We start from the raw sequence: 18,446 nt of genomic DNA on the forward strand, positions 1-18,446 counted from the left end.
TCACTTAAAGATTAACATAAATTTTCACAACAGGCCACGGGACCCGTAATCCCGCGGCCTCACAAAGATAGTAAAAATTATACGTAATCTTCCCAGCCGAGTTCTTCAAACGCGACATTCCCGGTATAAACCGCACGCGCCGTGCGACCGTCTTCCAAAGTGGCTACCAGTTCGAATCTCTGGGTGTTTCCTTCAGTCACAACCGTAAGTGTCACGTCGGTAAAGCACAAATCCTCAATATATTCCACCTCGATATCGCTTATAACCTCCCCTGTTCTTGTATAATAGCACATTTCAGGCACAAGGTTTCCGGATGCGGAAGGATTGCCGGCATCATACTTATAGACCCCGTCCTCTATTTTCAAAGGGAAAACGGCATTTTCCGCATCATAGAAAAATCCGGCAACGAAATAAGTCGAGTTTGGCAAATCGGAGTCATCGGCGGCCAAACCGTTGTCGGACATATTGATGGCGAACAAATGGTACTCGGCCTCGATATCCAGCACCATCCCGACCAGTTCTGGAGGAACGGCCATCGCCTCCATTTCATTTGCGACAAAGTCGATATCATACTCGACCGAAGGCTCGCCTTCTATCGGCTTGCAGGCAAACAGCATCAGGGCCGGAACGGCCATAAACAAAAGAATTTTTTTCATGTCGTTAAAAATTATTATAAAATTAAACATCATTCCATACCGGGCAGCAGCAGATGCTCGGGCAATATCGTAAACGTCCACTGGGTCCATAGATGCAAACATAGAGGAAAACGCTGCAAAAACAGGCAAACGGGACGGCAAAGTTTGTACGTAAACGAAAGTTAAAGTATATTTACGGCTTATTTTCATTCTTTGTATGAAGGACAACATGTATATAATGAGGGAAGTCAACAGGATAATGCTGCTGGCCCGGGAGGAAGCGGAGAGGTTGGGCAACGAAAACATCAGGCCGGACCATCTGTTCCTTGCCATACTCCGGGACGGGAACAACAGGGCATACAGGACACTGAAATCCCTCGATGCGGACACGAAGGAAATCAAGCTCGAACTCGACAATATATACCGGGTCGTGCCGGCACCGCCATACGATGAAGAAATTCCCCTGCCGGCTTCCGTTGAAGCGCAGAACGTATTGGGAAAAATGATATCCGAAGCAAAAAAGGAAAATACGGAAAAAGTGGATTCGCTGCATCTTCTTTGCGCCATACTGGGCAGTAAGGAAAGCCGCGCGAAAGACATACTCGAAAAGCAGGGAATAAGCCTGGAGGACATTGTAAGGAATGCCGGACTGCCGGAAAACCGCCCGGCCGGAAACCGGGCAAAACCCGATGAAGGGCAACAGCTCCATGAAGGACAACGGCCCAATGAAAGGCGGCAGGCTCCGGCCAGACCCGTGTCAATGCTTCAGGAATTCGGTACTGACCTCACCTCGGAAGCGGAAAGCGGCAGGCTGGACCCGGTCATAGGGAGGGAAGAAGAAATCGAACGGCTCATCAGGATTCTCGGAAGAAGGAAGAAGAACAACCCGCTCCTTATCGGAGATTCCGGCGTTGGAAAATCCGCCATAGTCGAAGGCCTTGCGGCCAAGATTGCCGGGCACAGGGTACCCAAGAACTTCATCGGCAAGAGAATCATATCGCTCGACATGCCGTCAGTCGTAGCGGGAACGAAATTCAGGGGAGAATTCGAAGAAAGGCTAAAGTCCATAATAAACGAACTGTCCCAGAGGCAGGACATAATCCTTTTCATAGACGAAATACACACCATCATCGGGGCGGGAAGCGCATCAGGCTCGATAGATGCCGCAAATATGCTCAAACCGGCGCTGGCGAGGGGGGAAATCCAGTGCATCGGGGCCACCACGAGGGAGGAATTCACCAAAACGGTCGAAAAGGACGCCGCCCTTGAAAGGCGTTTCCAGAAAATCCCTGTCGAGCCGACGGATTTTGACGGGACACTCGCCATACTGAAAGGCATAAAAGGCAAATATGAAGACTACCACGGGGTCGTCTACACGGAAGAGGCCCTGCGCGAATGCATTAGACTGACGGAAAGGTATATAAACGGAAGAGCCCTTCCCGACAAAGCCATCGATGCGATGGACGAGGCCGGCTCCATGCTGCACCTGTCGGCCACAGGAACCGACTCCAAGGCCCTGAGGCTGTACAATAAGCTTGCATCCATAAAAAGCGAGAAACAGCAGGCGGCAAAATCCGGGGATTTCATCAAGGCGGCGGCCCTTTTCAGGAAAGAGCGGAGCATGAACGAACAGCTTTCCGGGAACGACGAACCGGAAAAGAGCGGGAAAATGACCGTGACCGCAGACCACATAGCAGCCGTAGTATCGGAAATGTCCGGAATACCGGTGGAGAAAATAGCCGAAAGCGAAGCCGAGAAACTGTCCTCGCTTTCAGACTGGATAAAACGGAGAATCATCGGGCAGGACGAAGCCGTGGACAGCGTGGCAAATGCCATCAAAAGGAGCCGTTCAGGACTGAAAGACCCGGGAAAACCCATCGGCACATTCATTTTCTTCGGACCTACGGGAGTCGGGAAAACCGAACTTGCCAAAGCCGTGGCCGAAGGGATTTTCGGCTCGCAGGACAGCCTTATCCGCGTTGACATGGGCGAATTTTCCGAAAAATTCACATCCTCAAGGTTAATCGGGGCCCCTCCGGGCTACGTCGGATACGACAACGGCGGAGAACTGAGCGAAAAGGTCAGGAAACACCCGTATTCGGTAGTGCTTTTGGATGAAATCGAAAAGGCGCATCCGGACATTTTCAACATGCTCCTGCAAATCATGGACGAGGGGAAACTCACCGACAGCAACGGAAGGAACATTGATTTCAGAAACTGCATAATCATAATGACTTCCAATGCCGGCAGCCGCGAAATGCAGGATTTCGGAGACGGACTCGGGTTCCTTTCCGGCGAGGAACAGAAAAACGCAGGAAGGAAAAGCGCGGCCGAAAAGGCCATCAGGAATATTTTCCCTCCCGAATTCCTGAACAGAATCGACGTGCAGGTACATTTCAACCCGCTCACGAAGGACGACATGCTGAAAATAGCCGACATAGAACTTTCAAAACTGAAAAGGAGGATGAAGGAAAACGGATACGTACTCGAAATATCCGAAGGAGTGAAAAGGCTCATAGCCGAAAAGGGATACGACCCGAAATTCGGGGCCAGACCTCTGAAACGCGCCATACAGAACCTCATAGAAAACCCGGCAGCCGATGAAATCATCCGCATCAAGACAGGACAGGCCGGCTCCTCGGAACGCAGGAAAATCGTTTTCAGGCTTTCAAGGGGCACTTCGGAGAAAAAAATAGAAATCGTTTGAATACAACAATGACAATAGAATATCTTAAAAATGCCGTTCTCTCCGGACAGGGAATCGACATGGAGCAGGCGCTATGGCTTGCAAACAACGAAAACAGGGAAGGCGTATACGAAGCAGCACATGAAATCACCGTGGCAATGGCGGAAAACGAATTCGACATGTGCTCGATTATCAACGCAAAATCCGGGAAATGCCCGGAAGACTGCAAATGGTGCGCCCAGTCCGCCCATTATGACACCAAGACCGGGGTCTACGGCCTGGCTGACAGGGAAGAAATACTCAGGCACGCCAGATACAACGAGAACCAGGGGGTGGCACGCTTCTCTTTGGTCACCAGCGGCAAAAGGCCTTCTAAGGCGGAAATGGAAAAAATATGCGACCGTGTAAGGTATCTGAGAAGGCACTCCTCGATTCCGCTTTGCGCTTCCTTGGGACTGATAGACGAAGAAAGCCTCCGCAAACTGCATGAAGCGGGGGTTACGAGATACCATTGCAACCTCGAAACGGCGCCGTCCCATTTCGGGAAGCTCTGCACCACCCATTCGCAGGAAGAAAAGATAGCCACAATCGAGGCTGCCAGGAAAGCCGGAATGGAAATTTGCAGCGGAGGGATAATAGGAATGGGCGAAAGCATGGAGCAGAGAATCGAACTCGCATTCACGGTAAACCGGCTCGGAGTATCTTCCATCCCAATCAACATCCTCTCCCCTATTCCGGGGACTCCGCTGGAGCATACGCCACCTATCTCCGAAGAAGACATAATAATGACCGTGGCCGTTTTCAGGTTCATTAACCCGAAAGCATACCTCCGTTTTGCCGGAGGGAGGGGAAGGCTTTCCGAAAACTGCATAAGGAAATCAATGTTCTGCGGAATAAATTCGGCAATAGTCGGAGACCTGCTGACCACAATAGGCTCAAAAGTCGAAGATGACAAAAAGATGGCGATCGGCTGCGGATATTCGCTGCCTCAATCCATGTTCGACAGGAACCACCTGTGGCATCCATATACATCCACCACCAACCCCCTGCCCGTGTATTTTGCGGACCATGCGGAAGGCGCCGTGCTTACGCTGAAAGACGGAAGGGAACTCATCGAAGGGATGTCTTCATGGTGGTGTGAAGTCCACGGATACAACAACCCGGTGCTGAACAGGGCCGTCGAAGAACAACTGAAAAAAATGTCCCATGTGATGTTCGGAGGGCTTACGCATGAACCGGCAGTAGAGCTCGGCAGGCTGCTGCTCGGGATAGCCCCTCCCTCCATGCAGAAAATATTTTATGCGGACTCCGGCTCGGTAGCCGTGGAAGTCGCCCTCAAAATGGCCGTACAATACTGGTTCGCTGCCGGAAAACCGGAAAAGAACAATTTTGTCACCATAAGGAGCGGATATCACGGAGACACATGGAACGCCATGTCCGTGTGCGACCCCGTAACCGGGATGCATTCCCTGTTCGGAACTGCCCTTCCGATAAGGCATTTCGTTCCCGCACCCGAATCCACATTTTCCGGAGAATGGAATCCCCGCGACATAGAGCCCCTTAAAGAGACGATAGAACGCAAATCGGGAGAACTTGCAGCCCTCATACTTGAGCCGATAGTCCAGGGGGCCGGAGGAATGAGGTTCTATCACCCGCAATACCTGATAGAAGCCGACAGGCTCTGCAAGGAACATGGCCTGCTCCTGATTTTCGATGAAATAGCCACCGGTTTCGGCCGGACAGGGAAAATGTTCGCCTGGGAACACGCCGGTGTGGAACCGGACATAATGTGCGTAGGGAAAGCACTTACCGGAGGCTACATGACCTTGTCGGCAGTCCTGGCTTCCAACAAGGTGGCCGACATGATTTCGAATCATTATCCGCATTCATTCATGCACGGGCCTACATTCATGGGCAACCCTTTGGCTTGTGCGGTAGCCTGCGCCTCGATCCGGCTGCTGCTCGACAATGACTGGCAGGGCAGGGTAAAGGAAATAGAGGACCAGCTGAGGCGGGAACTCGAGCCGGCAAGAAAACACAGGGCCGTTGCCGATGTAAGGGTTCTTGGAGCAATCGGGGTCATAGAGACGAAAGAGCCTGTAAACATGGCATATATGCAGAGAAGATTCGTTGAAGAAGGAATATGGGTAAGACCTTTCGGAAAACTCGTATACATCATGCCTCCTTTCGTAATAACCGTGGACCAGCTCTCAAAACTCACCGGGGCACTTGTAAAAATCACAGGAGAACTATGAACATAAAAGAGACATTTTCCGAAGAACTGGAAAAATTGAAGGTGTCGGGAAATTTCAGAAGCCTTCCGGAAATCGCCCACGAAGGAAGATACATCTTCTCGCGCGGCAGAAAAATGCTCGATTTTTCCTCAAACGACTACCTCGGAATCGCCGCGGAAGGAAAATTATGGAAAGAATTTTCCGACAGCACGGACATCCGCCGAGAACTCCCGTCTTCTTCCTCCTCCCGCCTGCTTACCGGCAATTTTCCCGAATTCAGGGCACTTGAGGCAAGGCTGGCAGGACTCTTCGGAAAAGAAGCCGCCCTCGTATTCAACAGCGGCTATCACGCAAACACCGGCATCCTTCCGGCACTGTGCGACGGTAACTCGCTCATCCTTGCCGACAAGCTCGTTCATGCTAGCATCATCGACGGAATAAGGCTCTCGGGAGCGAAATACGTACGTTACAGGCACAATGACTACGTGCAGCTCCAACGTCTCGTGGAAGACAACGCAGCAGGCTTCAGGAAAATATTCATAGTAACGGAATCGATATTCAGCATGGACGGAGACGAGGCCGACCTTGCAAGGCTCGTGGACCTCAAACACCGCTACGGCAATATAATGCTGTATGTGGATGAAGCCCATGCTTTCGGGACAAGGGGCGACAACGGATGCGGCTGCGCCGAAGAACTGGGAGTGACGGACGAGATAGACCTGCTGGTGGGGACATTCGGAAAAGCGGCAGCCTCGGCAGGGGCATACGTCGTATGCGACGGTCTGATCCGCGAATACCTGATAAACAGAATGAGAACACTGATTTTCTCCACAGCCCTCCCTCCGCTCAACATAAAATGGACGGATTTCGTAATCAGCCGGCTTCCCGGAATGAAAAACGAGAGGGAGCGCCTGCGGGAAATATCCGGATATTTCCGTGAAAGGCTGGCCGCGAAAGGGTTCTGCTCCCCTTCGACATCACATATCATACCCATAATAACAGGGGACAGCCAGGCCGCCGTACTAAAGGCGGGCGCCCTCCAGGAGGCAGGTTTCTACGTGCTTCCGGTACGGCCGCCGACGGTACCTGCCGGTTCATCGAGGCTGAGGCTCTCGCTTACCGCAAACATGAGTAAAACGGAAATAGACACACTGTCGGAATTGCTATAGCCATGATACAGCATTTCATAACAAGAAAAGGCCGCAGCACATTGTCGCTTTTCTTTGCCGGATGGGGAATGGACTTCCATCCTTTCTCAGATTATGCTTCCGGGGATGCCGACCTGATGATATGCTACGACTATACGGACCTTGGTTTCGGATACGGGATTCTCGAAGAATACGGAAAAATCAAAATAACTGCCTGGTCCATGGGGGTCTGGGCCGCGGAACATGTACTGAACGGTCATGAAAACATACTGGGAAACATATCGGAGGCCATAGCAATCAACGGCACTCCGCTTCCGGCCGATGACTTATACGGCATTCCTGAAAACATTTTCCTCGGCACCTTGGAAAATCTTTCGGAAGCATCCGGAAAGGCTGCGGACACAGTGGACAGATTCCGCCGGAGGATGTGCGGGGATGCCGGGACATTCAGGACTTTCATGGAAAAGGCTCCGGAAAGAGACATCGGCAGCCTCAGGGACGAACTTGCCTCAATCTGGACGAGATACCGTGACGAAAAGGAGCGGAAAGACAATGAAAAGCCCGACGGAAGCAGGATAAGCAGGATATGGACGGGAGCCGTCGTATGTAGCAAAGACAGAATCTTCCCCGCCGCGAACCAGCAGAGATTCTGGGATGAGGCCGCTACCGCATATACGCTTGCCGACGGGGCGCATTATTGCGAAGACATCATGAGAACCGAAATATTAGCATGCAGATGACAGGGGACAGGATAGACAAGGCCCTGATAAGGGAACGTTTTGCAAAAGCCATCGGCACATACGACAGGGAAGCCTCGGTGCAAAGGCACATCGCCGTGCAAATGTGCGAAATGCTGGGACAAGCCGCGACGTCCGGGACATTTTCCAGAGTCCTGGAAATCGGCTGCGGCACCGGAATATATACAGGCCTGATTTGCAGCATCTTCAACCCGGAGCACCTGTACATCAACGACATCTGCCCGGAAATGGAGGACATTGCAGGACAGGCTTCCGGAGGGAAGGCCGTCTTCATCCACGGAGACGCCGAGGCCATCCGTTTTCCCGAAGGGCTGACACTTATAACTTCCTGCTCAGCGATACAATGGTTTTACGACCTGAGGGCTTTCTTCCTGAAATGCCGTTCCAGCCTCAACGACGGAGGGATGCTGGCATTTTCCACCTTCGGAGAAAACAACCTCAAGGAAATCAGGCAGATAACAAATGCAGGACTGAATTATCCGGGAATGCAGGAAATCAAGACGTTGCTTGGCGAAACAGGCTTCGGCATACTCGCAAGTACGGAAGAAAACACCGAAATATGGTTCTCTTCGCCTACAGAAGCCGTAAGACACCTTAAAAGCACCGGAGTCACAGCCACATCGGCAAAGAAAAGCTGGACGAAAAAGACACTGGAATCATTCGCGGAAAAATATTCCGCGGCCTTCGGGAGGGAAGACGGGAAAGTACCCCTCACATACCACCCGATACATATAATAGCAAATAAAAACTGAGACAATGATGAAAAATACTGACGGACTGAAAAAAGGGATTTACTTCATAAGCGGCATAGACACCGATGCAGGAAAAAGCTATGCCACAGGGTATCTTGCCAGATGCCTGAACGAAAACGGAGTGAAAACGATAACGCAGAAATTCATCCAGACAGGCAATACCGGACGTTCGGAAGATATCGAGCTCCACAGGAAAATAATGGGTACCGGACTGACCGAAGAAGACCGCGAAGGCCTGACCATGCCTGAAATATTCTCCTATCCCGCCTCGCCGTTGCTGGCATCGGCGATAGACCGGAGGGAAATCGATTTCGGAAAAATCGGAAGATGTACGGATATATTGGCCGAGAGATACGACATAGTGCTCGTGGAAGGGGCCGGCGGGCTGATGGTACCCCTCACGGAAACCATGCTCACGATAGATTATATAAAGGAAAGCGGGTATCCGCTGATTTTCGTCACTTCGGGAAAATTGGGAAGCGTAAACCATACCCTCCTGAGCTTCGAGGCGATACGCAACAGGAACATCGAAGTTGCGGCCGTAATGTACAACCTTTTCCCCGACATAAAGGACACGACCATAAGGGACGACACCAGAAACTACATAAAGAAGTATCTGGACAGGCATTTTCCTCAGGCACTGTTCATCGAAGTACCGGTATTGCACCCGTAAGCCCGGCACGTGTCCGGGACGGGAATCCAGAAACAGCTTTTCAGTACCTCGTCTTGTCCTCCTTCCCTTCCCAGTCAGAAAAGGCCTTTGCAGCCTCTTCGGGAAGCAGCCTGAGTGACACGAGCCTCCGCTGCAACGGGGAAAGTGAGATTTCCTTGTATATGAATGCGTCATCGAAGCCTATCCTTGCCGCATCGTTTTTGTCGTTTCCATAATACATCCTGTCCAGATGCGCCCAATATATGGCTCCGAGACACATCGGGCATGGCTCGCAGGAGGTATAAATCTCACATCCCGAAAGTTCGAAACGCCCCAATGCCTTGCAGGCCGCCCTTATGGCATTGACCTCGGCGTGGGCCGTGGAATCGCAGTCCGCGGTAACCCTGTTCACCCCGGTGGCCACTATTTCCCCGTTGCGAGCTATCACCGCACCGAATGGGCCGCCTCCGTTTTTCACATTTTCAACCGAAAGCCTTATGGCTTCCCTCATAAGTTCTTCCTTCGTCATAATAAACAAAGATACGGTTTTCTTGCAAAAGGATGACGTTTTCTTCCAAAAAGAGGGGCCGAATCTTGGACTATTCAAAAAAAAATGTCAAATTTGGATTATTGTTGAAAATATGGGTTTTTCCCGAAACAGAAGATACAATGAGGATTAACAATCAGATAGTGCTTGACCGGGACACCGAATGCGCCGTCATAGGTTACGGAAGCTGGGCTACCGCCATCGTCAAAGTCCTGTGCGAAAACGAGAACACAGTCCATTGGAACATACGCAATCCGGACATTATCGAGTCCGTGACCAAATACGGATACAACTGCAAATACGTCAGGGACGCGGAACTGGACAGAAGCAGGCTGCATGTATCCCCGGATATAAACGAAGTAATCGAGAAGGCCGGCATAGTTTTCCTCGCCATGCCTTCCGCCTTCATCAAAATCTTCCTGGAGGACCTTCAGGTGTCCCTTGATGACAAATTCATCGTATCGGCCATAAAGGGAATAGTACAGGGCGACTACAAGACTCCGACCGAATACATGCACGACAAATACATCATACCTTTCAAAAGGATGGGCGTAATCACCGGGCCGACACATGCGGAAGAGGTTTCCGCAAGAAAACTGTCCTATCTGACAATAGTCTGTTCAGATGACAGGAATGGGGAAATAATCGGGAAAAAACTGTCCACGCCGTACATGCACCTGACTTTTTCGGATGACATCTACGGGGCCGAATACGCCTCGATTCTGAAAAACATCTACGCAATAGCGGTAGGCATATCGGTAGGATTGGGCTACGGCGACAATTTCAGAGCCGTGCTGATATCCAACTGCTCCAGAGAAATGAGGGAATTCCTGAACGTGAGCTACCCGTATACAAGGGACACTAACATATCGGCCTATCTCGGAGACCTTCTCGTCACCTGCTACTCGACACTCAGCCGGAACAGAAGGCTGGGCCTGCTCATAGGCAAAGGATGCAGCGTAAAGTCCGCCCTCAACGAGATGACAATGATTGCCGAAGGCTATTTCGCCTCTGACTGCATAAGGCATATAAACCTGAGACATAAGGCGTTCATGCCGATAGCAGACACGGTACACGACATCCTTTACAACGGGAAATCCGCCAGAAAAGCCATGGCTTCCTTGGAAAAATATCTGGAATAAACATATCTGGAATAAACGGAAACTGCCGGATTATTCTCCGGCAGCTTTCAGTCTTTCCGCATTTTCCGCTATCGTCAGCTGGTCTATCACTTCCTGGATGTTCCCGTCCATGAATGACGGAAGATTGTACATCGTATAATTGATTCTGTGGTCGGTCACCCTCGACTGCGGATAATTGTATGTCCTGATTTTTGCGGAACGGTCTCCTGTAGACACCATGGTCTTGCGCTTGGCCGAAATATCGTCCAGATATTTCTGGTATTCGAGATTGTACAGCCTCGTGCGGAGCTCGTTCAGGGCCTTGTCGAAATTCTTCAGCTGGGATTTCTCATCCTGGCACTGCACTACGAGACCGGTAGGGATATGGGTGAGCCTGATGGCGGAATAGGTCGTATTGACCGACTGGCCTCCCGGACCGGACGAGCAGAACGTATCCTTACGGATATCATTCATGTTAAGCTCGATATCGAATTCTTCGGCTTCCGGAAGCACCGCCACGGAAGCGGCCGACGTATGGACACGCCCCTGTGTTTCAGTCTGCGGGACACGCTGCACACGGTGTACTCCGGACTCGTATTTGAGGACACCGTAGACTCCCTCGCCCATTACCTTGAATATGATTTCCTTGAAACCTCCGGCAGCACCTTCCGACTGCGAAGTCACTTCCATGCGCCAGCCTTTCCTTTCAATGTATTTCGAATACATCCTGAACAGGTCGCCGGCAAAAATGGCACTCTCGTCCCCGCCTGTACCGCCGCGGATTTCGACTATGGCGTTCTTCGAATCCTGAGGGTCTTTCGGTATGAGAAGCAATTTTATCTCCTCCTCCATTTTCGGCAACTGCGGCTCTACTTCGGCCAGGGATTCGCGCGCGAGTTCTTTCAGGTCCTCATCCTTCTCGTTGGATATTATATCCTTGGCCATTTCGTACTCGCCGACGAGTTTCCTGTATTTTTCACCGGCCGAAATCACCGGCTCAAGTTCCTTGTACTCCCGGTTCAACTGCACGTAACGCTTCATGTCGGAAATGATGTCCGGAGAAGCCAGTTCTTTCTGGAGGGATTGGAATTTTTCCTTCAATCCGTCGATTTTCTCTATTATCGAATAATCTGCCATTTATTTTCCTATATATTTTTAATATAACATCTTCTTCTCATATACGGCTCGTGCTCATACCGTTCCCACACATTCACCGCATTGTTCGTCTCCACTTGCGGATTGGTTATCGCATAGTCTATGTCAAGACGTTTGAAATTGTCTGCCAGAATCTTATGCACTATTACGGAAATCCCCGTATTCTGGTATTTCGGGGCATTTCCCGTCAGCATCAGGTCGAGCACTTCGATATGCCTGGGAGCGAAAGCCTGCAAAAGATGGAACCACCCGAACGGGAAGAGACGGCCCCGGGCCTTTTTCAGGGCTTCGGATATGCTCGGGAAGCAAATCCCGAATGCCGCTATCTGGTCGTTCTCATCCAGCAGGATGCAGTTGGTATCGGGGCTGAGCATCCGGATGACCTGACGTGCCTCCTCCTCTATTTCGGCATCGTCGTATGGGATGAAATTCGGAACGCTCGCAAAACTTTCGTTGTATTTTTTGAAAAAATCGAGTACCAGGGCCTTGTCCTTTTTCAGTTTGCCTATATCGGCAACACGGAGCCTGTACCTGGACATCAGGCGCTCGGCCATCTGTTCCATCCTTTCCGGAAGCCCCTGGTTGGCCTTGGCCTTGTACTGTATCCAGTCGAGTTCCTTGACAAAACCGTATTTTTCGACAAAGGCCGGATAATAAGGATAATTGTACAGGCAATTGAAAGGAGGGGTGTTTTCGAAGCCTTCCACCAGCATGCCCTGCTTTCCCATGGTATTGTAATACAACGGGCCGTGGATTTCATCCATGCCCCTGGCCTTTGCCCATTCGCAGGCAGCATCCAGCAGCATGCGCGCCGGTTCATAGTCATCGATTACGTCGAACCACCCGAAACGGGCCCGTTTTTTTCCGTACAGGGAATTGTAACGCGGGTTGATCATCCCGGCTATACGCCCGACTACCTTGCCCGAAGCATCTTCGGCAAGCCACAGCCTGCTCTCGCAATAACGCAAGGGCGCCGCAGCCGTAAGCGAATGCATCTGATCCCCGTTGAGCGCCGGCACATACTGGGGGCAATCCCTGTAAAGTTCCAAAGGGAATCCGATAAACCTTTTCAGATCCCTTTTGCCCTTGACCTCTCTTATAATATATGACACTGCCATAGGATAACGACAAATAATTTGCAAAATTAATCAAAATCGCGGAAAAATTCAATCGCCGCCTGGGCGCAGGCACATCCGAATACGGCAGGGATATAGCTTACGGTGCCAACCATGGATTTTTTGTTCCTTCCTTCGCATTCCACAACCGCCCCCCTGTCGGGAAGTTCCTCGGAATAGACGACCTTGAAACCGCGGTATATGCCCATCTTCCTCAGCTTCTTCCTTATGACGTATGCGAGCGGGCAGTTATGCGACTTGGATATGTCCGAAATCCTTACCGCCGTGGCATCGGTCTTGGCCCCGGAGCCCATTGAGCTCACGAAGGGAAGGGAAGTGTCGACACAATATTTTATAAGGGCGAGTTTCGGGGAAAGGGTATCTATGGCATCCACGAGGAAATCGGCCCCGAGACCGCCTATGATACCGGCCACGTCATCGGCATCCATATATTTTTCCACGGTTACTATCTCCGCCTCGGGATTGATGTCCTTCAACCTGCCGGCAAGGACGGAGCACTTGCTGCGGCCTACGGTCGAATGCAAGGCGGTTATCTGCCTGTTTATGTCCGTTTCGGCCACCGCATCCGCATCGACAAGCACGAGCCGGCCCACACCTGCCCTGCACAGCATCTCGGCAGCATAGCCTCCCACACCGCCCACGCCCGCTACGACGACGGTAGAGCGGGACAGCAGCGAGAGAGTCTTCCCGCCGAGCAACATTTCCGTTCTGCTCTGCCAGGTCCTGTCCATAATCAAAGGCCCTTGGATTTGGCTTCGTCCCAGATTTCGTCCATCTCAGGCAAGGACATCTCTTTCAGACTGCGGCCCTGCCTGATGGTATGTTCCTCAAGATAGGTGAAGCGGCGGCGGAATTTCTCGCAGGTACGGTCGAGGGCCGTATCAGGCTCAAGGCCGTAGAGCCTTGCCGCGTTGACGATTGAGAAAAGCACGTCCCCGAGTTCGCTTTCCGCCCTGTCTTTGGATATTTTTTCTTCCTTGATTTCAGCCTCGAATTCGCCGAGTTCTTCGCGCACCTTGTCCCACACCTGGGATTTTTCATCCCAGTCGAAGCCTACGGCACGGGCCTTTTCCTGCATCCTGTAGGCCTTTATGAGGGCCGGCAATGCGCCCGGGACACCGGAAAGTATGCGTTTGTTTCCGTCCTTCTCCTTGATTTTCAGCTCCTCCCAGTTACGTACCACCTCGGCGGAACCCGAGACTTCCGTTGCCGAAAATACATGTGGATGACGGTATATAAGCTTGTCGCACAGAAAATTAATGACACTTTCGATGTCGTAATCGCCGTTTTCTTCAAGAATCTTGGAATAAAACACGACATGCAGCAGGACATCGCCGAGTTCCTTGGCCACATTCTTCATCTCTCCCGAATTGATGGCGTCGCTCAACTCGTAAACTTCCTCTATCGTATTGGGACGCAACGAAGCCATGGTCTGCTCCCTGTCCCAGGGACATTCGGCCCGGAGCCTGTCCATTATGTCAAGAAGCCGGCCGAAAGCCTCTTTCTGCCTTTCTCTGTTTATTTCCATATATCACAAATTATTAAATCGCTTTTAAACAGGCGCAAAATTATAAAAAAATTCCTACTTTTGCAGGATGCATCCGGATCCGGAACCGGAATTGACAATATAACAATATAAAGATATAAAAGCAATGAATTTCAACATCAAGTATGTAAGCGCCGACGAGGCCGTAAAGGTTGTGAAATCCGGCGACCATATCCATCTTTCTTCCGTGGCCAGCGCCCCGGGAATCCTGATTGACGCCCTTTGCCGCAGAGGCGATGCCGGTGAATTGAAACATGTGTTCATCCACCACCTGCACACCGAAGGCCCGGCCCCTTACACCGAAGGAAAATACGAAGGCACTTTCTTCCACCAGGCCTTTTTCGTAGGCGGGAACGTAAGGAAAAGCGTACAGGCAGGTTACGCCGACTATATTCCGGTATTCCTCAGCGAGACCCAGAAGCTGTACCGCAGCGGGGCACTTCCTATCGATGTGGCCATGATACAGGTATCGGAGCCTGACAAACACGGCTACGTTTCCCTCGGAACCTCCGTGGACGCCACCCTTGCGGCAATCGAGTGCGCACGTACCGTAATAGCCGTCGTGAACCCGCACGTACCGCGCGCATGGGGCGATGCCATCATCCCGCTTTCGATGATAGACATTTTCGTAGAAGGGCACGACCCGTTGCAGCCGGCCCATTTCAGCGAGCCTAACGAAATCGAGAAGAAAATCGGAATGCATTGCGCCAACCTCATCGAAGACGGGGCTACCCTCCAGATGGGAATCGGAGCCATACCGAATGCGGTGCTCGCACAGCTCGGGAACCACAAGAACCTCGGAATCCACACCGAAATGTTCGCCGACGGAGTGCTTCCATTGGTAGAAAAAGGTGTCATAAACGGGGCCAACAAGAAGATAGACAAAGGCAAGATGGTATCCACCTTCCTGATGGGCAGCCAGGAATGCTACGACTTCATTGACGACAACCCTATGGTAGCTATGATGGATGTCGGCTACACCAACGACCCGTACACCATTGCAAGAAACCCTAAGGTGACAGCCATCAACTCCGCCCTCCAGATAGACATTACCGGGCAGGTATGCGCCGACTCCCTCGGCACGAAATTCTACAGCGGCGTAGGCGGACAGATAGACTTCACATACGGAGCATCGCTGTCAGAAGGCGGAAAGGCAATAATAGCGATGCCGTCCATCACCAATAAGGGAATATCGAAAATAGCCCCTGTGCTCACTACAGGAGCGGGTGTAGTCACTACGAGAAACCATATCCACTGGCTGGTTACCGAAAACGGAGCCGTCGACCTTTACGGAAAATCGCTCCAGGAACGCGCGAAACTGATTATTTCGATTGCCGATCCGTCAGTCCAGGAAGAACTCGACAGGGCCGCATTCGAAAGATTCGGACCGCACTACCATTTCGTAGGATAAGCGTTGCCATCCAATACAATAAAATGGATATGAACACAGCCTGTCGTACAGCCATTTTCCCGGGGTCTTTCGACCCTTTCACAGCAGGGCATCTCGAAATCGTTGAAAGAAGCCTCGGCTTTTTCGACAAAATTGTCATTGCCATAGGCATAAACAGCGAAAAAAGAGGACATTACAACTGCGAGCAAAGGAAAGACCTCATAAGGCAGGCGATGGATTCGGCAGGAATACCCGAAGAGCGGTACGAGATATTGACATACGACTCCCTCACGGCCACGCTGTGTGAAAAGACTGGTATCTACCATATCATCAGGGGGATACGTTCAACCATCGATTTCGAGTACGAACGCTCCATCGCGGATGCCAACAAGCATCTGAACAGCAAGATAGACACGATATTCATTGCCTCGTCGCAAAAATATTCGCACATATCTTCCACGGCCGTAAGGGACCTCATCAAATACGGAGGAAACCTGGGGGACTTTATGCCGAAAGGCGTAATCCTTCCTGAAAACAGAAAATGAAACTCTGCGGCCATTTATTGAAAGCGGCTGGATGCCTCGCCACGGTTGCCGGAATACTTTTTTCCGGAAAGGAAGCCCTGGCGCAGGATTCCGCCGCTTTCGGTAAAATAGACAGCACGCTAAATCTCTACCTTGCCGCGCTTGACGGCGAACCGCCGGAAATACAGAAAGAGAACATCGATTTCATCATAGACGAGTGCGAAGGGGATACCGCGACCGCAAGGCATGTCGCCCTGAAGATTTACGACCACTTCAAGTCGTCCCCGGTGATGGGTGCGGAAGCAATGGCCATATATCTGACGGACACAAGATTTTCCACTGGGGAAATAAAAATGCGCTCAGACACGGAACTTGCCGGAGCTGAACTTTTCGCCGCATTCAACAGGAATTCCCTGATCGGCATGAAAGCGCCGCAGGCCGCATTCACGACCGCCGGCAACGGCACGGTCCTCATTCCGGAAGACTGCAAGGGGACGCTGTCCATCCTCTATTTTTATGACACTGGATGCCCCATATGCCTGATGGAGAGCTTCCACATGAAATCGGAAGCCGAAAACGGAATGTTGGGAGGTGTAAGGGCAAGGCTGATTGCAGTTTATACCGGACAGGACGAGCTGGCATGGGAATCGTACATTTCCGAATATCTGCCGGAAAGCACCGACTCGCTTGAAGTGACAAACGTATGGGATCCCGGGTACTCGAGCGATTTTCCCCGGCTTTACGGGGTTCTGTCCACACCAAAGATGTTCCTTATCGGGAAAGACGGGACAATTCTTGGCAGGAACCTCGATACGGAGGCCCTTAAAACGCTGATATCAAGGATAACATCCCCTCCGCAAATAACCCCCGGCGAAATGAGGCTCCTCGTGGATGTGGCCTTGGGGACATACGGAAAGAAGGACTGCAAGAATGTAATGGCCCTTGTGGACACGTTCCGGGAACAGCTCGGGGACGCATCCGGCATGGAAAGAACGGCTTTTCTCGAAGCCCTCTACTATGATTTGAGATACAGGGACACATACCCCTACAAATGCGGTGCGGCCTACCTTGCAAATGAAGAGATTCTGTCCGGAACGGGCCAGTGGAACTCCTCGACGATAAACGATGCGAAAGTATTCACACGGCTCTATGAGATGACCCCTCTCGGGGAAATCGTCCCCGACATACCGCTCCCGGACATGAAAGGGACACTCTACAGTATCGATTCCCCTCTGACAGTGATATACGCATACTCCGAAAGCTGCCGAAGGTGCGAGGAAGAGATGCCGGTTGCCAGAAGACTCGAAAAGGAATACGGGGGCAGGGTGAGATTCGTCTACATCGATTGCGACAAATACGATGTGGAACAGTTCATGCTGGAATACTATGACCTGTCGCTGCTACCCGCGATATATCTGCTCGGCGAAGACAAGACACTGTATGCCAAATACCTGGACACGGAAGACCTCGAAAACCTGCTCGGGCAGATACTCAGAGAACCCAGTCTATAGGTTCCTTGCCCTCCGACAGGAGTATCCCGTTTGTCTTTGAAAAATGACGGCAGCCGAAAAAGGCGCCTCTCGCCAAAGGCGAAGGATGGGCGGCTTCGAGGACATGATGCCGCGACGTATCTATCAGAGCCTTTTTCCCGCGTGCATAACTTCCCCACAAAAGGAAAACTATGCCTTCCTTATTGTCGGAAAGGTATTTTATCACTGCATCGGTAAAATACTCCCATCCGATATGGCTGTGCGACGAAGGCTGGCCAGCCCTGACCGTAAGCGAAGCGTTCAGAAGCAGCACGCCCTGACGGCACCATTTTTCCAGATTCCCCTTTCCGCTCATTTTCACTCCGAGATCCGTCTCGATTTCCTTGAAAATGTTTTTCAGGCTTGGAGGCGGAGTCACTCCGTCCGGCACGGAAAAGGAAAGGCCGTGGGCCTGGCCCGCCCCGTGATAAGGGTCCTGGCCTATAATCACGACCTTTACAGAGTCCACCGGAGTGTATTTGAAGGCATTGAATATGTCCCCGCCTTTGGGATAAATGACAACGCCCTTCTGTTTTTCGGCATGGAGGAAAGAGGCAAGCTCCCGAAAATACGGTTTTTCGAACTCATCCTTCAGGGCCTCGCCCCAACTCGGTTCTATCCTGACATTCATCT

General features: G+C 51.5%; 17 protein-coding genes. 10 read left to right on the forward strand and 7 right to left on the reverse strand.

The window, feature by feature from the left end:
- Positions 1–77: 77 nt before the first annotated feature.
- On the reverse strand, positions 78–656 hold the full coding sequence (locus B5F83_RS00100; protein ID WP_143822421.1) for a hypothetical protein: 579 nt from the start codon (positions 654–656) through the stop codon (positions 78–80).
- A gap of 196 nt (positions 657–852) precedes the next feature.
- Between B5F83_RS00100 and B5F83_RS00105 the strand changes: the two genes are divergently transcribed.
- From B5F83_RS00105 to bioD, 6 genes are read left to right on the forward strand one after another with little or no spacing between them, the layout of a single operon-like run.
- The gene (locus B5F83_RS00105) at positions 853–3,342 is read left to right on the forward strand and encodes an ATP-dependent Clp protease ATP-binding subunit (protein WP_087275606.1); all 2,490 of its coding nucleotides are present in this window, start codon (positions 853–855) and stop codon (positions 3,340–3,342) included.
- A gap of 8 nt (positions 3,343–3,350) precedes the next feature.
- Positions 3,351–5,576: an adenosylmethionine--8-amino-7-oxononanoate transaminase gene (bioA, locus tag B5F83_RS00110; protein ID WP_087275609.1), complete on the forward strand. Its 2,226-nt coding sequence runs from the start codon at positions 3,351–3,353 to the stop codon at positions 5,574–5,576.
- On the forward strand, positions 5,573–6,724 hold the full coding sequence (locus tag B5F83_RS00115) for an 8-amino-7-oxononanoate synthase (RefSeq protein WP_087275612.1): 1,152 nt from the start codon (positions 5,573–5,575) through the stop codon (positions 6,722–6,724). The genes bioA and B5F83_RS00115 overlap by 4 nt, the downstream gene beginning before the upstream one ends.
- A gap of 2 nt (positions 6,725–6,726) precedes the next feature.
- Entirely contained in the window at positions 6,727–7,443 is a 717-nt protein-coding gene (locus B5F83_RS00120) for a pimeloyl-ACP methyl esterase BioG family protein (RefSeq protein ID WP_087275615.1), read from the forward strand.
- Positions 7,434–8,213, forward strand: a complete 780-nt coding sequence (gene bioC, locus B5F83_RS00125; RefSeq protein WP_087275618.1) for a malonyl-ACP O-methyltransferase BioC — start codon at positions 7,434–7,436, stop codon at positions 8,211–8,213. Before B5F83_RS00120 ends, bioC begins: the two co-directional genes overlap by 10 nt.
- 25 nt (positions 8,214–8,238) lie before the next feature.
- Positions 8,239–8,886 carry a dethiobiotin synthase gene (gene bioD, locus B5F83_RS00130; RefSeq protein WP_087276190.1) on the forward strand — a complete coding sequence of 216 codons (648 nt, stop codon included), beginning with the start codon at positions 8,239–8,241 and terminating at the stop codon, positions 8,884–8,886.
- A 40-nt stretch (positions 8,887–8,926) separates the two neighbouring features.
- Here bioD and B5F83_RS00135 read toward each other — a convergent pair whose 3' ends face one another.
- The gene (locus B5F83_RS00135; protein WP_087275621.1) at positions 8,927–9,394 is read right to left on the reverse strand and encodes a nucleoside deaminase; all 468 of its coding nucleotides are present in this window, start codon (positions 9,392–9,394) and stop codon (positions 8,927–8,929) included.
- A gap of 140 nt (positions 9,395–9,534) precedes the next feature.
- On the opposite strand from B5F83_RS00135, the gene B5F83_RS00140 reads away from it, so the two are divergent.
- Positions 9,535–10,554 carry an NAD(P)H-dependent glycerol-3-phosphate dehydrogenase gene (locus B5F83_RS00140; RefSeq protein WP_087275624.1) on the forward strand — a complete coding sequence of 340 codons (1,020 nt, stop codon included), beginning with the start codon at positions 9,535–9,537 and terminating at the stop codon, positions 10,552–10,554.
- Positions 10,555–10,584: 30 nt separating this feature from the next.
- Here the strand turns inward: B5F83_RS00140 and prfA are convergent, their stop codons facing one another.
- From prfA to mazG, 4 genes are read right to left on the reverse strand one after another with little or no spacing between them, the layout of a single operon-like run.
- Positions 10,585–11,670, reverse strand: coding sequence for a peptide chain release factor 1 (prfA, locus tag B5F83_RS00145; RefSeq protein WP_087275627.1), 1,086 nt, complete (start codon positions 11,668–11,670; stop codon positions 10,585–10,587).
- Between the two features lie 8 nt (positions 11,671–11,678).
- Positions 11,679–12,806, reverse strand: a complete 1,128-nt coding sequence (locus B5F83_RS00150; RefSeq protein ID WP_087275630.1) for a hypothetical protein — start codon at positions 12,804–12,806, stop codon at positions 11,679–11,681.
- 26 nt (positions 12,807–12,832) lie between these two features.
- Positions 12,833–13,555, reverse strand: a complete 723-nt coding sequence (locus B5F83_RS00155; protein ID WP_087275633.1) for a tRNA threonylcarbamoyladenosine dehydratase — start codon at positions 13,553–13,555, stop codon at positions 12,833–12,835.
- A 2-nt stretch (positions 13,556–13,557) separates the two neighbouring features.
- Positions 13,558–14,352: a nucleoside triphosphate pyrophosphohydrolase gene (mazG, locus tag B5F83_RS00160; RefSeq protein ID WP_087275638.1), complete on the reverse strand. Its 795-nt coding sequence runs from the start codon at positions 14,350–14,352 to the stop codon at positions 13,558–13,560.
- A gap of 124 nt (positions 14,353–14,476) precedes the next feature.
- On the opposite strand from mazG, the gene B5F83_RS00165 reads away from it, so the two are divergent.
- From B5F83_RS00165 to B5F83_RS00175, 3 genes are read left to right on the forward strand one after another with little or no spacing between them, the layout of a single operon-like run.
- Positions 14,477–15,781 carry an acetyl-CoA hydrolase/transferase C-terminal domain-containing protein gene (locus B5F83_RS00165; protein ID WP_087275639.1) on the forward strand — a complete coding sequence of 435 codons (1,305 nt, stop codon included), beginning with the start codon at positions 14,477–14,479 and terminating at the stop codon, positions 15,779–15,781.
- A 29-nt stretch (positions 15,782–15,810) separates the two neighbouring features.
- Positions 15,811–16,305 carry a pantetheine-phosphate adenylyltransferase gene (gene coaD / locus B5F83_RS00170; protein ID WP_204207289.1) on the forward strand — a complete coding sequence of 165 codons (495 nt, stop codon included), beginning with the start codon at positions 15,811–15,813 and terminating at the stop codon, positions 16,303–16,305.
- Positions 16,302–17,795, forward strand: coding sequence for a redoxin domain-containing protein (locus B5F83_RS00175; protein WP_087275645.1), 1,494 nt, complete (start codon positions 16,302–16,304; stop codon positions 17,793–17,795). Before coaD ends, B5F83_RS00175 begins: the two co-directional genes overlap by 4 nt.
- On the opposite strand, the gene ung is transcribed toward B5F83_RS00175, so the two are convergent.
- A complete protein-coding gene (ung, locus tag B5F83_RS00180) occupies positions 17,776–18,444 on the reverse strand; it encodes a uracil-DNA glycosylase (RefSeq protein WP_087275648.1) in 669 nt (222 codons plus the stop codon). The genes B5F83_RS00175 and ung overlap by 20 nt on opposite strands.
- Between the last annotated feature and the right edge of the window lie 2 nt (positions 18,445–18,446).

It is taken from the genome of Muribaculum sp. An289, from assembly GCF_002159555.1.
Lineage (GTDB): Bacteria > Bacteroidota > Bacteroidia > Bacteroidales > UBA932 > Merdivivens > Merdivivens faecigallinarum.

Coding starts and splice junctions, on each gene's coding strand:
- B5F83_RS00100 (WP_143822421.1), bottom strand. CDS start 656: ATGAAAAAAATTCTTTTGTTTATGGCCGTTCCGGCCCTGATGCTGTTT.
- B5F83_RS00105 (WP_087275606.1), top strand. CDS start 853: ATGAAGGACAACATGTATATAATGAGGGAAGTCAACAGGATAATGCTG.
- bioA (WP_087275609.1), top strand. CDS start 3,351: ATGACAATAGAATATCTTAAAAATGCCGTTCTCTCCGGACAGGGAATC.
- B5F83_RS00115 (WP_087275612.1), top strand. CDS start 5,573: ATGAACATAAAAGAGACATTTTCCGAAGAACTGGAAAAATTGAAGGTG.
- B5F83_RS00120 (WP_087275615.1), top strand. CDS start 6,727: ATGATACAGCATTTCATAACAAGAAAAGGCCGCAGCACATTGTCGCTT.
- bioC (WP_087275618.1), top strand. CDS start 7,434: ATGCAGATGACAGGGGACAGGATAGACAAGGCCCTGATAAGGGAACGT.
- B5F83_RS00135 (WP_087275621.1), bottom strand. CDS start 9,394: ATGACGAAGGAAGAACTTATGAGGGAAGCCATAAGGCTTTCGGTTGAA.
- B5F83_RS00140 (WP_087275624.1), top strand. CDS start 9,535: ATGAGGATTAACAATCAGATAGTGCTTGACCGGGACACCGAATGCGCC.
- prfA (WP_087275627.1), bottom strand. CDS start 11,670: ATGGCAGATTATTCGATAATAGAGAAAATCGACGGATTGAAGGAAAAA.
- B5F83_RS00150 (WP_087275630.1), bottom strand. CDS start 12,806: ATGGCAGTGTCATATATTATAAGAGAGGTCAAGGGCAAAAGGGATCTG.
- B5F83_RS00155 (WP_087275633.1), bottom strand. CDS start 13,555: ATGGACAGGACCTGGCAGAGCAGAACGGAAATGTTGCTCGGCGGGAAG.
- mazG (WP_087275638.1), bottom strand. CDS start 14,352: ATGGAAATAAACAGAGAAAGGCAGAAAGAGGCTTTCGGCCGGCTTCTT.
- B5F83_RS00165 (WP_087275639.1), top strand. CDS start 14,477: ATGAATTTCAACATCAAGTATGTAAGCGCCGACGAGGCCGTAAAGGTT.
- coaD (WP_204207289.1), top strand. CDS start 15,811: ATGAACACAGCCTGTCGTACAGCCATTTTCCCGGGGTCTTTCGACCCT.
- B5F83_RS00175 (WP_087275645.1), top strand. CDS start 16,302: ATGAAACTCTGCGGCCATTTATTGAAAGCGGCTGGATGCCTCGCCACG.
- ung (WP_087275648.1), bottom strand. CDS start 18,444: ATGAATGTCAGGATAGAACCGAGTTGGGGCGAGGCCCTGAAGGATGAG.